A 14,118-nucleotide genomic window follows, 5' to 3' on the forward strand; every position below is an offset into this window, starting at 1 on the left:
GTATAAATAATTTTAATAATAAAAAACTAATAATAGTAAAATAAACTGATCTTTAAAAGCTAGACAAAAAATAGCTTAAGGAGGTCAGTTTTTTGATGGAATAATGCATATAGAATTTAAAATGAATAAATAATATGTAAGTAAAAATATAGGTAGTTTTTTACGATTTAAAAAAATTGTTAAATACTATAAAGAAAGATAAATCTAAAGAGTTAATTATCTATAGTAGAATTATTAAATTATAAAAATGCCAGAGCTATCAATTGTTCTAGCTCTGGCAATAAATTTAGATTTATTTAGTCAGCTTTATTTTCTATTGACCAAAATTTTCTAGTATTTAATAATATTTACATTTTCATCAAAAACGTCTCTTCCTAAAACTGTTTCATTAGGAACTTTAACTTCCTTTATATTATTCGTTTTAAAAGCACCGTCGTCAATCTTTTTAATATTTTTACCTATCTCAATATTTTCAAGTCTATTATTAAAAAATGCTGCTGTTTCGATTGTTTCAAGGCTCAAAGGAAGATCTACATGAACAAGATGATTTACATATAAACATCCTGAACCTAATGTTTTTAAGCCTTCAGGAAGCTTTACTTCTGTTAAGAAGTTTTGAGCAAATGCATAGTCAGCAAGTCTTTCTGTATTTTTAGGAATAGTGACCTTCCTTAAGTTGTTATTTTGAAAAGATTGTACTCCAATTATAGTATCATCTGAAAAATTAACCTCTTCTAAACCGCAGCTATAAAAAGCTCTTTCTCCTATTTTGCTTGCTCCTAAAAAACTTGCAGTTCTAATTGGACTATTTGAGAAAGCTTCTTTACCAATAGTCTTTACTGATTCAGGCACTTTAAGTTCTGTAAGTCTTGTAGCTTTGAAAGCTCCATCACCAATTATTTCAAGTTTTTCAGGTAGACTTATTTTTACTAGAGGATTTCCTATAAATGCTCCCATTTCTATTGAACTAACACTCTCTGGTAATAAAACCTCTGTTAAATCATTAGATGCAAAGCTATTTGCTTCTATAGTTGTTAAAGCTTCTGGTATTTCTATAGTTTTAAGATTGTTATTCATAAAAGCTTCTGGTCCTATACTTCTAACATCTTTAGCCATAATAGCTTCTTCAAGTTCGTTGTTCCTAAATACACCTTCTGGAATTTCCTTAATTTGAGTTGGTATATTTACAGATTTTATTTTATTATCTGAAAAAGCATCTTTTTCTAAAAGCGTTAAAGATTTTGGAAGATTTAGAGCTTTTATTGAATTGTTCTTAAAAGCTCCTTCTAGTATCTCCTCCACTCCTTCAGGTATTGTAAGTTGTAATATCTCTTTTCCTTCGAATGCTCCTATTTTAAATTTTTTTATACCTATATAGTCTTCATAATATCCAATTCTCTTAACTTGTACGCCATCTATGGTACTTGGAATCTTTACAATAGGATCATCTGATAAATATTCTGTTATAGTTCCAGTTTCTTTGTCAAATGCAAAGTCTTTTTCATCAGAAACTTCTTTTTCTGGCTTTTTAGGAATATTTGTTTTTACATTTTCATCAAACGCAAGTAAGTGAACATCACAGTCATCTGCAAGCTCTACACTTAAAAGTTTATTGTTAACAAATGCCATTGAATCTATTTTTTTAACAGAATAAGCAAACTTAGCTTCTGTTAGATTATTATTATAAAATGCTTTTTTACCTATTTCCTTAACTCCATCAGGAATTATTATTTTTTCTAAGTTGTTACTTTCTAATAGAGATTCTGGAATTATTTCTAAATTTTTAGGAATAGTAAATTCACTTATTGAATTTCCTTTAAAAGCACCTTTACCAATCGATTTAATATCTTTTGGAAGTACTATCTTTGTAAGTCCTGCTTCTTTAAATGCTCCATCTCCTATTTTTTCAACTGAATCAGGAATTGTCACAAATCCTAAATTATTTGAATTAAAAGCTAAATCCCCTATCTCTTTAACTGTATCGGGAATTTTTACGCTGTTAAGACCTTTATTGTAAAAAGCATAATCTCCTATAGCTTTTACTTCTACCCCTTTTATTGTTTTAGGAATTATAACGTCTTTCCTTCCACTATAACTATAATCTGTAATAGTTCCAGTATTTATATCAAATACAAAATCGCTTTCTGGATTTGGATCGGTAGGTTTTTGAACATATTTAACTTCAATAGTCGTACACTTATCTAAATAAAAACTATACTTGTTATTTTTTAATTGGCCAATTAAATTTTCACCATTTACAAGAAATTCACTTACAGACTTATCATCTCCAGGATTTACAGTTATTGTTATAAATGTTCCAGGGATTATTTTGTTACTTGGCTCAATATTTGATGTTATCCCTTCTCCAACAAGTTTAAGTTCGCATCTTCTTTCGATTGTAACTTCAATTGTAGTGTCTTTCTCCATAATAAAGCTGTACTTATTATTTTCTACTTTTGAAACTTCATCGACTCCATTAACTAATAGTTTTGTTACAAAATGTTTTTCTTCTGGTGTAAAAGTTAATATAACTTCCTCTCCCTTATCAACCATATCTGAATCCTGATTAGAAGTAACATTTTCACCAATAATTGTAAGCTTAAATCTCTTAATAACTGAATCTTCTGCTAATTTAATAGCTTCTTTTAATTTTTCTGTGGCTTTATCTAATTCATCTTGAGTATTTGCACTCTTTAATGTATCTTCAGCCTCACTTATTGCTTTTTCTAGTGATTCTTTTGCTTCATTTGATATTTCTAACTTTAAAACTTCTTTTGCTCTAGCTATTTCATTTTCAAGGTTACTTTTTATTAGATTATCTTCTTTTGAATCTTCTATAACTAAATCAATATCACCAATATTCCAAATAAATTCATATAAGAAATTAATTTCAAGATTAAGTTTAATTTCTTTCCCAGAATTTGCTTTTAATGTATCATCTTTTATTGTAAGGTTTATTTTATCAGTAGATTTATCATAATAAGCTGTAATTCCAGGAATATCCGTAGAAATATTTTCTAAGATATTTAAGTCATCTTCCAACTCGTAAGCATTTTTTAAGGCATCTTCAATTTCGTGAAAACCCTTATAAGGATTGTCAAATGAAACTGGATTTTCTTTAAAAACTAATTTGTTTGGAATAGTAACTTTTTGACTTGAAAATCCTATACTTGCTAAACCTTCATCTTGTTTTAGCTTAAGATCCGCTATAAGATTACCTAGTCCAGTATAGTCGGATACTCTATTGCCAGAAAAATCTAGATTCTTTAAATTTTTAAAATTTTTAATTACTTCAATATTTTCAATCCTATTTGCTGAAATATCCAAAAATTCTAGTTTGGTAAGATCCTTTAAAGCTGAGATATCTGTGATTCCCTTAGAAATAATCTTGTTATTCTCATCACCTTTAACTGTTACATTATAGTGTAGGTCAAGACCAGTAAGATTTGTTAGACCTTTTAAAGGCGATATGTCTTCTATCAAATTATTATATAATTTTAAGAATTCAAGATTTTTTAAGTTAGCCAATGGTTTTAAATCTACTATTCTATTTCTTTGAATTTCAATATACTTAAGATTTACTAAGTCTTTAAGTTCTGTTATGTCCGAAATTTCATTTTCATTTAGCTTTAATTTCTCAAGATTTTTACAATACTTTATTCCTTCTATGCTTTTAATGCCCCTAGTTACAGCAAATTTAAAATCTTCAGTTCCCGACAAGCTTTTAGGAACACCTAATATAGAATACTTAAAACTTTCTCCAAAGGTTGGATTGCCATTTTCATCTAAAAATATTGATATTCCTTTTAAAGACTCTAATTCTTCTCTAGTAATAGGAGAATCATCTTCTCTATCCATAGATATATTCTTATTTAGTACTTTTTTAAATAAAGGATCTGGAATATTTACATATACTTTTCCTTCATTAGTTTCTATTGCTTCTCTTAGTTTTTCTATAGCCTTATCTATTTCTTCTTGAGTTTTAGCATTTTTTAATGATTCTTCAGCTTCAGCTATTGCCTTTTGTAAATTATCCTTTGCCTTATCTTCAATTTCAGAATTTACAATTTCTTTTGCTCTAGAAATTTCTTTTTCTAGTTCATCTTTTTTTATTTCAGGCTTTTGCGTATTTTCTGTAGGATTAGTATCTTCAATATCAATTCTATTATTATCTTTATTGCTATTATTTGTATTATCTTTTAAACTTTTTAGAATTATATTTTCAATATTTTCCCCTACTGAATTTGTGCCTCCTAAAATTAAAACTGTTTCAATTTTATTTTCATTTAAATATTTTAATAATGAATCTTCAATTTTATCTCTCATAACCAAGACAATTGGTGCACTTTTTTTTCTTTGCTACTAAGGCTCCAGATAAAGCATCTGGAAAGTTCTCCCCACTAGCAATAACTATATTTTTAGAATTAAACTCTCTTGCAATTTCTAGTGAAGTTTCATATCTATCGCTACCTGCTATTCTTTTAATTTCATCAAATCCAGGAATACTATTTTTACCGCCAAAAATTAAACTTGGACTATATTTTTTTAAATCAATACCGCATCCATCATCGTATAAAATAATAGATCCTTCATTATAAATTAAGGGTGCAGCAACTAGTGCATCCGCAAAGTTTTTTCCACTCGCAAAAAATATTTTTGTTGAATTTGGATTAAGCTCTTTTTTATATTCAAATACTAAAATAGAGGTTTCATATCTATCACGACCTGAAATTCTTTTAGTTTTAGCTACTTTTGATAATTCATTTTCAACACTTTTTGAGATTGAATTTTCTCCACCTATTATAAGAATTTCTTTAGCTTCTACTCTCTTAATTTCATTAAGTAAATCATTGTCTATCCTATCTTTTTTTGTTAAAAGAATAGGATATTCGTTTTCGGCTGAAAGTGCTGATGATGATACAGCATCAGGAAAACTATCTCCAGAAACAACAATTACTCTTTCTGATTTTTCTATATTTTTTCTACTAATTTCAAGAGCAGTTTGAAATCTATCACTGCCTGAAACTCTTATTAGTTCTTTTGCCTGATATGTAGTTGGTATAAAAGCCAAAAAAATAAAAGACAAAATAAAAAATAAATACTTTTTACTATTTTTCACATTACCACTCCTTTTTTTAAATTTATCTTGAAATTTATTTTTTCAATAATTTCAATGATAATTATAACACAAATTATAACTTTGTGTATAGTGAAAGTGCAAAAAGTTTTTATATAGAAAAGTATTATGTATTAATAATAAACTCTTTAAAAATAAATTTTAAAAAAATATATAATTTGCTTTTAAATAAAAAACCTACTAATGAATTAATTACATTAATAGGTTTAATATTTTTATAAATCAAAACTTTTATTTAAATTATTTTTAAGAAATTCTCTTAATAGATTTTCATTGAAATTAATTACAAGTTCTTTTGGAAATTTTATTTCTTCTATTAAGTCAATTGCTAGCTTTATATCTCCGACACTTTTATAGTAATGAGAATCAGTATTTATAATAATCTTTCTATCGTCTTCAGCAAGTAGACTTAAAAGTTCAGTTAAATTTTCTTTTGCACCGAGTCTAAAAGAAGTTTCGCTTAAAGATGAGTTGTTAAGCTCAAGTATAGTCTTAGAATTTTTTAATTCACTTACTATTTCTTTATAGTCCACAGGGAATCTACTGTCATCTAAATGACCAATAATATTTATTTTTTCATTATTTAAAGCTTTTAGAATTGTTTTAGTGTTTTCTTTTTTACTGCCAGGAGTAAGAACATTTAAATGCATTGACGCAATAACATAATCAAGGTATTCTATAACCTCTCCTTCACCAATATTGCCATCAAAATCAACAATATTTGCCTCCATTCCTTTTAATAAAAGTGGATTTTTCTCTTCCATTACAGCTAGATTTTTAAAAAACGTTTTATTTACACCTGCATCCATAGCATATCCATGTTCACTAATGCCATATACGTAAAGCCCTAATTCTTTTGCCCTATCGTAGTTTTCTTTAATTGTAGAGTATGCATGTGAACATGAGACTGAATGTGTGTGTATATCAATTAAATTCTTCATCTCTCTCCTATTCTAATCCTAAGTTTGGATAAACTTTCATATCTAATTCATCTGTATTATCTTCTAAATATTCATAATAGCCAGAGGAAGCTATCATAGCAGCATTATCTGTACATAAAATTAAATTGGGATAATACAATTTAACTCCTCTTTTGCCTAATTCCTCTTCAAATCTTTCCCTAATTCTACTATTTGCAGAAACTCCGCCTGATATTGCAAATTCTTTATGACCAGTTTTCTCTAAAAGTTTTAAACTTTTACTTACCAACACATCTACAATTGCTTCTTGAAAAGATGCTGCTAAGTCTTTCTTATCTACTTGTCTACCAGCCATATTTTCTGTATTTATAAAGTTTAAAACAGCCGTTTTAAGACCAGAAAAAGAAAAATTAAAATCTTTTGAATCAATCATAACTCTAGGAAAATCAAAAGCCTTTTTATTTCCCTCTTTTGCTATCCTATCCACAATTGGTCCGCCTGGATAACCTATTCCAACCTTTCTAGCAATCTTATCATAACATTCACCGCAGGCATCATCTAAAGTTCTTCCCACAACTTCAATATCATTATATGATTTTACAATAGCTAAATAGGTATGACCTCCCGAAATAATTAAAGTCGAAAAAGGAGGTTTTAAATCCTTGTGACATAAATAATTTGCAGCAATATGTCCCTTTATGTGATTAACACCAACTAGAGGTTTAGATAAACTTAAACTTAGGGCTTTTGCACAAGATACTCCTACTATTAAAGCTCCTATAAGTCCAGGCCCTTTTGTAACACTAATAATATCTATATCTTTTAGAGAAAGATTTGCATCTTTAATAGCTTTATCTACAACTTTATTTATCATCTCAAGATGAAGTCTAGATGCTATTTCTGGAACAACCCCTCCAAATAATTTGTGAGTGTCTATTTGTGATGATATTACATTCGATAAAACTTCTCTTCCATTTAAAACAATAGATGCAGAGGTTTCATCGCAGGAACTTTCAATTCCTAAACTATATATATCCATAACTACTCCTTAAAAATGAGCTGCATATTATATGCATCTGCATTTTCTTTTCTATAATAATTTTCTCTAGTGGAAATAATTTTAAATCCAAATTTTTCATAAAGCTTAATAGCATTTAAATTTTTAGTAGAGACTTCAAGACTTATCTCTTTAGCTCCATTTTCCCTAGCAATCCTAATTAAATCTTCCAACATAATAGATCCATTTCCCTTTGATCTCTCTTTTTTAAGTATTGCAATATTCATTATGTGACACTCGTCTAAAACAAGCCAAATACCATAAAAGCCAATAACTCTTTCATCATCTAATAACACTCTATATCTAGCTAATTTATTTAGACTAATTTCCTTTTTTATTGAAGTTTTTTCCCAAGGATCTATAAAAGAGTCTCTTTCAATTTTATATATTGCATCTACATGACTAATATCAGCGTCAATTATTGTAGTAATTTTTACCACCTACATTCTACTTTCTTCAGCTTGCGATTTTCTGACATAATTTGGAGCAAGAGTCATTTCATCAAACTCTTCTCTTAAAAACTTATCTTCAGAGATTAAAGCAATTTCTCTAGCTAATCTTGAAAGAATCTTATTATTATAAAAATTTATTTTGATTTCACTTTCATTAATTAACTCTTCTAAATCCTCATTTATTTCTCCACATATAAGATAATTAGGATTGTTCTTTAAAAAGTCAAGAATATCTTCACTTAAAAACAAATCATCTTCGCTTAATCTTATTAGCTTTCCATTTTTTCTTTCAAACCTAGCCCCAAAAGATCTTTCTGCTCTTGCATCAATTAAAGCTAATATTTTACTATCTTCCATTACAGAATTTGCTGCAGCCTCAAGAGTTGATACAGAAATTAATTTTTTATTAAAAACTTCATTAAATGTCTTTATAACTGTCATGCCAATTCTAAGTCCAGTAAATGATCCTGGTCCCTTTCCTACAGCAAATGCATCCATATCATCAAGAGTAAGATGAGAATAGTCTAAAGCATTCTTAACCATTGGAAGTAGAGTTTCCGAGTGAGTTCTAGCCTGATTAATATTTAGTTCACTTATAACTTCTCCATCTTCTACTATACAAACTCCTGAAACAAAAGTTGATGTGTCTATAGCAAGTATTTTCAATTTTCTTCCATTCTTTCTTTTAATTTTCCAAATATATTTATATCTCTTTTATTATCATCAATTTTTATGATTTCAATAGTAGAATATTTTTTAGGTAGGTAGGACTTAGCCATTTCCGGCCACTCTATAAAAGTTAAAGATTTAATTGGATAAAAATAATCCTCAAAGTTAAAAGATTCAATTTCTTTTTCTTCCTCTAATCTATAAAGATCTAGATGATTTATAACTATATCTGCTCTATAAATATTTACTAAAGAAAAAGAAGGTGATGACACCTTGTCTTTACTGTTTAGAAATTCTGCTATATAAGTAACTAAAGAAGTTTTACCAGCCCCAAGATCTCCTTTCAATAAAATAACATCTTTTTCTTTTAAATTTATAGCAATTCTTTTTGCTAAATTTTTTAAATCATTTAAATTTTCAATAACCATAACTTCTCCTAAAAAAAATCTACTTTCCTTTACTATTATATGATTTAAGATATCATAAATCAAGTAAAGAGGAAAGTAGATCTAAATTAGCTATCTTCTTATAATTTTATTTGTTTTTTTATATAAAATAAAAGTAAATATTGAAGTAATTAAACCCTTTAAAAGATTGAAAGGTACAACTGCAAATAGCATCAAACTTAAATAACTATTTACTAGTGGATTAAATTCCTTAACAGGCTCAGCAAATGCTTCTAGCGGAATTCCCATTAGCCTTCCATATAGTGGGAAGATTACAAAATAATTTGAAAGGGTTGCGACAATACTCATTGATACAACACCAACAGCTAATGCAATTATAGCAGATTTTAACGTTTTATTTTTCTTATAAATAAGTCCAGCCGTTACAACAAACACTGAAGATACAATAAGATTCGATAATTCTCCAACATAAGCAGTTGTTGTTCCTTGAAGTAGAGTTTTTAAAACTATCTTAATAAGAACTACTACAAATCCTAAAAGTGGTCCAAATGAAAATGAAGCTATAAGTGCTGGCATTTCTGAAATATCAACATCCATGAATGATGGTGCAAAGAAAACCGGCATCCTTACATACATTAGTAAAAATGCAATAACACTAAACATTGAAACAATAATTAATTCCCTTAATCCAACTTTTTCTTTTTTTGATACTTTTTCCATAAATATCCTCCTTGAATTTAGGGCTAAAAAAAAGCCCCTTTATTTAGGGGCGTAAAAAACATAAATATAACTTCTCCCATCCAGACTATACTGTCGGTTTTGGAATTTCACCAAATCAACCCAAAATAGGTTCACGGACTTTTACCGCCGGTGAGGAATTGCACCTCGCCCCGAAGACAATTACATTATACTATTATTTGTTAATTTGTCAAGTTAATCTATCTTTTTCCTTAACATATAACCAGTTTTAACTTCTTTAGGCATTTTTATTTTTATAATTTGTTGAGCGTGAGGAGCTTCATTAATATTATCTCCATTTTCATCACTTAAATTATCAATAGTCATTTCAAAAAAATCAATATTAGGTCCAAAAACCTCTACCTTATCTCCAAGAGAAATTTTATTCCTTTGTTCTAAAGTTGCTATAGAAGTTTCTTCATCATAGCTTAAAACTTTTGCTAGAAAATCGTATAGCCTAATATAAGAAGATCTGTCATATATTTGTGCATTTGAGTCTGGTTTTTCTAGGAAAAATCCATGAGTAAAATCTCTATGTGATGCTTTTCTTATTTCAGATAAGAGTTTTAGGCTAATATTTTCATCATATCTTCCTTCATAGTAAGCATCAATTGCCATCCTATAGCTTCTAACAACAGTTGCTACATAATATTCACTTTTTACTCTTCCCTCAATTTTTAGTGAATCAATGCCGCATTCAATGAGTTTATCTATATTGTCTATCATACAAAGATCTTTAGAATTTAGAATAAAAGCTCCATCTTCAGTATCTTCTATTTCATAATATTCTCCAGGTCTTTTTTCTTCTACTAAATGATACTTCCACCTGCAAGCGTGGGCACAGTCACCTAAGTTAGCGTCCCTACCACACATATAATTAGATAATAGGCACCTTCCTGAATATGAAATGCACATTGCCCCATGGACAAAAGTCTCAAGATCAATATCAACTTGCGATTTAATTTCTTTGATTTCCTCAAGTGAAAGTTCTCTAGCTAAAATAATTCTATCTACTCCTTGTTCCTTCCAAAATTTACAAGTTTCAAAATTTGTTACTGAAGCCTGAGTTGAAAGGTGAATTTCAGCATTTTTTACAACTTTTTTAAGAAGACTTATCATTCCAACGTCAGAAGCAATAATAGCATCTACACCTATATCATCTAAAAATCTAATATAATCTTCAGCGCCCTTAAAGTGCCTATTGTGTGCAATAATATTCATCGTTACATAGATTTTTTTGCCTCTATCGTGACAATATTTAACAGCTTCTCTCAAATCATCATTTGTTAAATTTTTAGAAGCAGTTCTTAAGCCATAATTTGTTCCTGCTAAATATACTGCATCTGCCCCATAATCAATAGCAGTCTTTAATTTGTTTAAATCTCCAGCTGGAGCCAATAATTCAATTTTTTTCAAACATTTACTCCTTTTCTATAAGGGAAATAGCAACTCCATCGCCAATAGGAATCACACTAGTTTTTATACTATTTTGACTAGTTAAAAAACTTAAATATTCTCTCATATTTCTAACAATTGTCCTATCTCTTCTTGGAACAAGCGAATCATCAGCAATCATACCCTTGAATAAAACATTATCAGAAAAAATAATAGATCTATTACTTAAATTCTTATATATATCATTAAAATATTCTAAATAATGTGATTTGGCTGCATCAATAAATACAAAATCAAAAATTTCATCTTCTCTAAGCTTTGTCAAAAGTTCAGAAGCATCGCCAAATCTAACTTCAATTCTATCTAGTAGTTTCGCCTTTTTAATATTATCAATTGCAATATTATAATTTTTTTCATTTATTTCAAATGATGTTATATTAATTTTGCTATCAAGCTTTGCCATAGATATTGCAGAATATCCTATAGCAGTTCCAATTTCAAGTATCCTATTAGGTTTAAAAATACTTATAATTAATCTTAAAAGCTCTAAAGATTCCTTTTCAATGATTGGAATATTTTCCCTCAAGCCATATTCTTCAATATTAGCTAAAAAAGGGTCCTTTTCTATATAAAGACCCTTTAAATAACTTTCAATATAATCATAATTTATATTTGGCATTAATCTAATTGAACGCTTTCTATAATTATCTTATTTATATCTTGAAAAAGAATGGAGAACTTTACTTCTGCTTGAAGAAAATTTCTAATATCTTCATCTTGAAATAAAATATTTTGTAAATTTTCTAGCTTTTCTAATCCTTCCTTATCCTCTTCTTCTTTACCCATATTTTTCATCTGAAAATCCATAGCCTTTTTTCTAAAATCATCGACCATTTCTTTCTTCCTAGGGTTAGCTAAGATAACACTATTTAATCTCTTGTATTCTTTGAATTCTTCTGAATCTTTTAAAGCATTAGATAATTCTCTAGCCTTATCATAAACGTTAATCATCTTAAACCTCCATAATAATTGGTAATATCATTGGATTTCTCTTAATTTCTTTAAATAGAAATGTTTTTAAGTCATCTCTAATATTATATTTTAATGTTGCCCAATCGTATAATTTTTCATCATTAGAATTTTCCAGTGTCTTTTCAACAACTCTCCTACACTCTTCCATAAGATCAAGTGATTCTTTAACATAAACAAATCCTCTAGATATAATATCCGGCCCAGCTACAACATTTCTCTCCTGCTTAGAAATTGTAATAACTACAACAATAAGTCCATCTTCAGCTAAATGTTTTCTATCTCTTAAAACTACAGAACCAACATCTCCCACGCCAAGTCCATCTACTAAAACATCTCCAGCTTCAACTTCCCCAGCAATTTCAATTGACTCATCATCCATTTCAAAAACAGTACCGTTTTTTCCAATTAAGATATTTTCAGGTGATAGTCCAAGATCCATAGCAAGTTTTGCATGAAGCTTAAGATGTCTTATCTCTCCATGAACAGGTATAAAATATTTTGGTCTAACCAAAGTATGAATAAGTTTTAACTCTTCCTTACAAGCATGGCCAGAAACATGGACTTCAGCTAAAGCTTGATAAACTATTTGACATCCAATTTCTGTAAGTTTATTTAAAACATTAAATACAGTTTTTTCATTTCCAGGTATTGGAGATGCAGATATAACAACTAAGTCTAGAGGAGTTAATTTCACCTTTCTATGTTCTCCACTAGCCATTCTTGCAAGTGCACTCATTGGTTCTCCCTGAGATCCAGTTGTTAGAATAGTGATTTGATTTGGCTCATAATCGTCAATTCTATTTATATCAATCATAGTACCTTTTTTAACTTTTAAATATCCAAGCTCTAAAGCAACAGAAATAGTATTAACCATACTTCTTCCAGAAACTGCAACTTTTCTTCCAAAATATTCAGAAGCACTAATTACTTGCTGAACTCTATGAAGGTTTGATGCAAAAGTAGCAACGATAATTCTAGCAGTTGCCGTTGAGAAAACATCTTTAAATGTTTCACCAACCCTTCTTTCACTCATGGTGTATCCTTCTCTTTCTACATTTGTAGAGTCAGATAAAAGGCAAAGCACACCCTCATCTCCTAAAGCGGCAAGTCTAGGTAGATCCATTAAACATCCATCAATTGGAGTATAGTCAATTTTAAAGTCACCTGTAAATAAAACTGTTCCAACTGGAGATTTTATGGCAATAGAGCAAGAATCAGGTATTGAATGTGAGGCTCTTATAAATTCAATATCAAATTTTCCTAGTTTAATCCTAGATCCTGCTTGTACTTCTCTTAAATTTTCAGTTGAAAGTTTATGTTCAGAAAATTTATTCTTTATTAAACCTAGAGTTAGTTTTGTAGCATAAACTTTAATATCTAATTTTTTTAATATATATGGAACTGCTCCAATATGGTCTTCATGCCCATGAGTTATAACAAGTCCCTTTATTTTATCTTTGTTTTTTTCTAAATAAGTAATATCTGGAATAACAATATCTATCCCAAGCATTTCCTCACTTGGAAAAGTTAACCCGCAGTCAACTATAACTATATCATTTCCATATTCAACTACGGTCATATTTTTCCCTATTTCAGCTAATCCTCCAAGGGGAATTATCTTTAATTTTTGTTTCTTTCTTCCCATCATTCATTCCTTTCCCTGCATTTTTTACATAGTCCATAGAAAATCAATTCATGATTCTCAACTATGAAATCATACTTTTCCTTTACTTTCTCCTCAACACTTTTTAATAAATCACTATCAACTTCAATAATTTTTTTGCAATTCTTACAAATCAGATGGTGGTGGTAGTGATCCATTTTGTTACTCATAAGCTCATAATAATAAGTTCCTTCAATTGAAGTTTTTTGAACAATACCCAAGCTTAAAAATAAGTCAAGAGTCCTATAAATTGTCGCAATCCCAATATTATTATCTTTTTTATATGCTTTTTGGTAAATTTTTTCAATCTTAAGGTGAGAATTTTCATTCTCCTTCAGAGTTTCAAAAACTAGTATTCTCTGCCCTGTTACCCTAAAATTGTATTTTCTTAAAATTCCCTTAAATTCTTCTAGTGTCATTTTCTTCAATTAACTCTTCATAACAATCAATAGCTTCATTTAATTCTGCATCATCTTCAATTTGAACTAAATCATAACCATCTTCATTTTCTTCTAATCTATAAATATATTCATCTTCATCATTTTCTTCTTTAACTACTGCGTAAGTAATTTCATCTAAAGAAAAAGTTGAAAGTATATATAAATATATTTCTTTTCCATCAAAATCTGTAAATTTAACCTTTTCCAA

14 protein-coding genes and 1 riboswitch are annotated in these 14,118 nt (G+C 28.7%); all 14 genes read right to left on the reverse strand.

Annotation, left to right across the window (positions count from 1 at the left end):
• Window positions 1-330 precede the first annotated feature (330 nt).
• The 14 genes from VLK81_RS07320 to VLK81_RS07385 all read right to left on the reverse strand — a co-directional run bounded on the left by VLK81_RS07320 (window position 331) and on the right by VLK81_RS07385 (window position 14,118).
• On the reverse strand, window positions 331-4,326 hold the full coding sequence (locus VLK81_RS07320; RefSeq protein WP_324619974.1) for a leucine-rich repeat protein: 3,996 nt from the start codon (window positions 4,324-4,326) through the stop codon (window positions 331-333).
• Window positions 4,316-5,119 carry a cell wall-binding repeat-containing protein gene (locus VLK81_RS07325; protein ID WP_324619975.1) on the reverse strand — a complete coding sequence of 268 codons (804 nt, stop codon included), beginning with the start codon at window positions 5,117-5,119 and terminating at the stop codon, window positions 4,316-4,318. The genes VLK81_RS07320 and VLK81_RS07325 overlap by 11 nt, the downstream gene beginning before the upstream one ends.
• A 233-nt stretch (window positions 5,120-5,352) precedes the next feature.
• Window positions 5,353-6,078, reverse strand: coding sequence for a PHP domain-containing protein (locus tag VLK81_RS07330; RefSeq protein ID WP_324619976.1), 726 nt, complete (start codon window positions 6,076-6,078; stop codon window positions 5,353-5,355).
• A gap of 7 nt (window positions 6,079-6,085) precedes the next feature.
• Window positions 6,086-7,096: a tRNA (adenosine(37)-N6)-threonylcarbamoyltransferase complex transferase subunit TsaD gene (gene tsaD / locus VLK81_RS07335; RefSeq protein ID WP_324619977.1), complete on the reverse strand. Its 1,011-nt coding sequence runs from the start codon at window positions 7,094-7,096 to the stop codon at window positions 6,086-6,088.
• Window positions 7,097-7,098: 2 nt separating this feature from the next.
• Window positions 7,099-7,554 carry a ribosomal protein S18-alanine N-acetyltransferase gene (gene rimI, locus VLK81_RS07340; RefSeq protein WP_324619978.1) on the reverse strand — a complete coding sequence of 152 codons (456 nt, stop codon included), beginning with the start codon at window positions 7,552-7,554 and terminating at the stop codon, window positions 7,099-7,101.
• Window positions 7,555-8,232 (reverse strand): tRNA (adenosine(37)-N6)-threonylcarbamoyltransferase complex dimerization subunit type 1 TsaB, encoded by a 678-nt coding sequence (gene tsaB / locus VLK81_RS07345; protein WP_324619979.1) that lies wholly within the window; start codon window positions 8,230-8,232, stop codon window positions 7,555-7,557.
• Window positions 8,229-8,663, reverse strand: coding sequence for a tRNA (adenosine(37)-N6)-threonylcarbamoyltransferase complex ATPase subunit type 1 TsaE (gene tsaE / locus VLK81_RS07350; protein ID WP_324619980.1), 435 nt, complete (start codon window positions 8,661-8,663; stop codon window positions 8,229-8,231). The genes tsaB and tsaE overlap by 4 nt, the downstream gene beginning before the upstream one ends.
• Before the next feature lie 90 nt (window positions 8,664-8,753).
• Complete coding sequence (locus VLK81_RS07355; protein WP_324619981.1) at window positions 8,754-9,362, reverse strand: ECF transporter S component; 609 nt, start codon at window positions 9,360-9,362, stop codon at window positions 8,754-8,756.
• A gap of 64 nt (window positions 9,363-9,426) precedes the next feature.
• A riboswitch (FMN riboswitch) is annotated at window positions 9,427-9,544 on the reverse strand.
• A gap of 31 nt (window positions 9,545-9,575) precedes the next feature.
• On the reverse strand, window positions 9,576-10,796 hold the full coding sequence (locus VLK81_RS07360; protein ID WP_324619982.1) for a peptidase U32 family protein: 1,221 nt from the start codon (window positions 10,794-10,796) through the stop codon (window positions 9,576-9,578).
• Between the two features lie 4 nt (window positions 10,797-10,800).
• On the reverse strand, window positions 10,801-11,454 hold the full coding sequence (locus VLK81_RS07365) for an O-methyltransferase (RefSeq protein WP_324619983.1): 654 nt from the start codon (window positions 11,452-11,454) through the stop codon (window positions 10,801-10,803).
• Window positions 11,454-11,786 (reverse strand): YlbF family regulator, encoded by a 333-nt coding sequence (locus tag VLK81_RS07370; RefSeq protein ID WP_324619984.1) that lies wholly within the window; start codon window positions 11,784-11,786, stop codon window positions 11,454-11,456. The genes VLK81_RS07365 and VLK81_RS07370 overlap by 1 nt, the downstream gene beginning before the upstream one ends.
• 1 nt (window position 11,787) lies before the next feature.
• Complete coding sequence (locus VLK81_RS07375; RefSeq protein WP_378142924.1) at window positions 11,788-13,455, reverse strand: ribonuclease J; 1,668 nt, start codon at window positions 13,453-13,455, stop codon at window positions 11,788-11,790.
• Window positions 13,452-13,889: a Fur family transcriptional regulator gene (locus VLK81_RS07380; RefSeq protein ID WP_324620503.1), complete on the reverse strand. Its 438-nt coding sequence runs from the start codon at window positions 13,887-13,889 to the stop codon at window positions 13,452-13,454. The genes VLK81_RS07375 and VLK81_RS07380 overlap by 4 nt, the downstream gene beginning before the upstream one ends.
• Window positions 13,870-14,118, reverse strand: a complete 249-nt coding sequence (locus tag VLK81_RS07385) for a DUF1292 domain-containing protein (protein ID WP_324619985.1) — start codon at window positions 14,116-14,118, stop codon at window positions 13,870-13,872. The genes VLK81_RS07380 and VLK81_RS07385 overlap by 20 nt, the downstream gene beginning before the upstream one ends.

The organism is Citroniella saccharovorans, from assembly GCF_035481615.1.
GTDB lineage: Bacteria > Bacillota > Clostridia > Tissierellales > Peptoniphilaceae > Citroniella > Citroniella saccharovorans.

Coding starts and splice junctions, on each gene's coding strand:
- VLK81_RS07320 (WP_324619974.1), bottom strand. CDS start 4,326: ATGAGAGATAAAATTGAAGATTCATTATTAAAATATTTAAATGAAAAT.
- VLK81_RS07330 (WP_324619976.1), bottom strand. CDS start 6,078: ATGAAGAATTTAATTGATATACACACACATTCAGTCTCATGTTCACAT.
- tsaD (WP_324619977.1), bottom strand. CDS start 7,096: ATGGATATATATAGTTTAGGAATTGAAAGTTCCTGCGATGAAACCTCT.
- tsaE (WP_324619980.1), bottom strand. CDS start 8,663: ATGGTTATTGAAAATTTAAATGATTTAAAAAATTTAGCAAAAAGAATT.
- VLK81_RS07355 (WP_324619981.1), bottom strand. CDS start 9,362: ATGGAAAAAGTATCAAAAAAAGAAAAAGTTGGATTAAGGGAATTAATT.
- VLK81_RS07365 (WP_324619983.1), bottom strand. CDS start 11,454: ATGCCAAATATAAATTATGATTATATTGAAAGTTATTTAAAGGGTCTT.
- VLK81_RS07370 (WP_324619984.1), bottom strand. CDS start 11,786: ATGATTAACGTTTATGATAAGGCTAGAGAATTATCTAATGCTTTAAAA.
- VLK81_RS07375 (WP_378142924.1), bottom strand. CDS start 13,455: ATGATGGGAAGAAAGAAACAAAAATTAAAGATAATTCCCCTTGGAGGA.
- VLK81_RS07380 (WP_324620503.1), bottom strand. CDS start 13,889: ATGACACTAGAAGAATTTAAGGGAATTTTAAGAAAATACAATTTTAGG.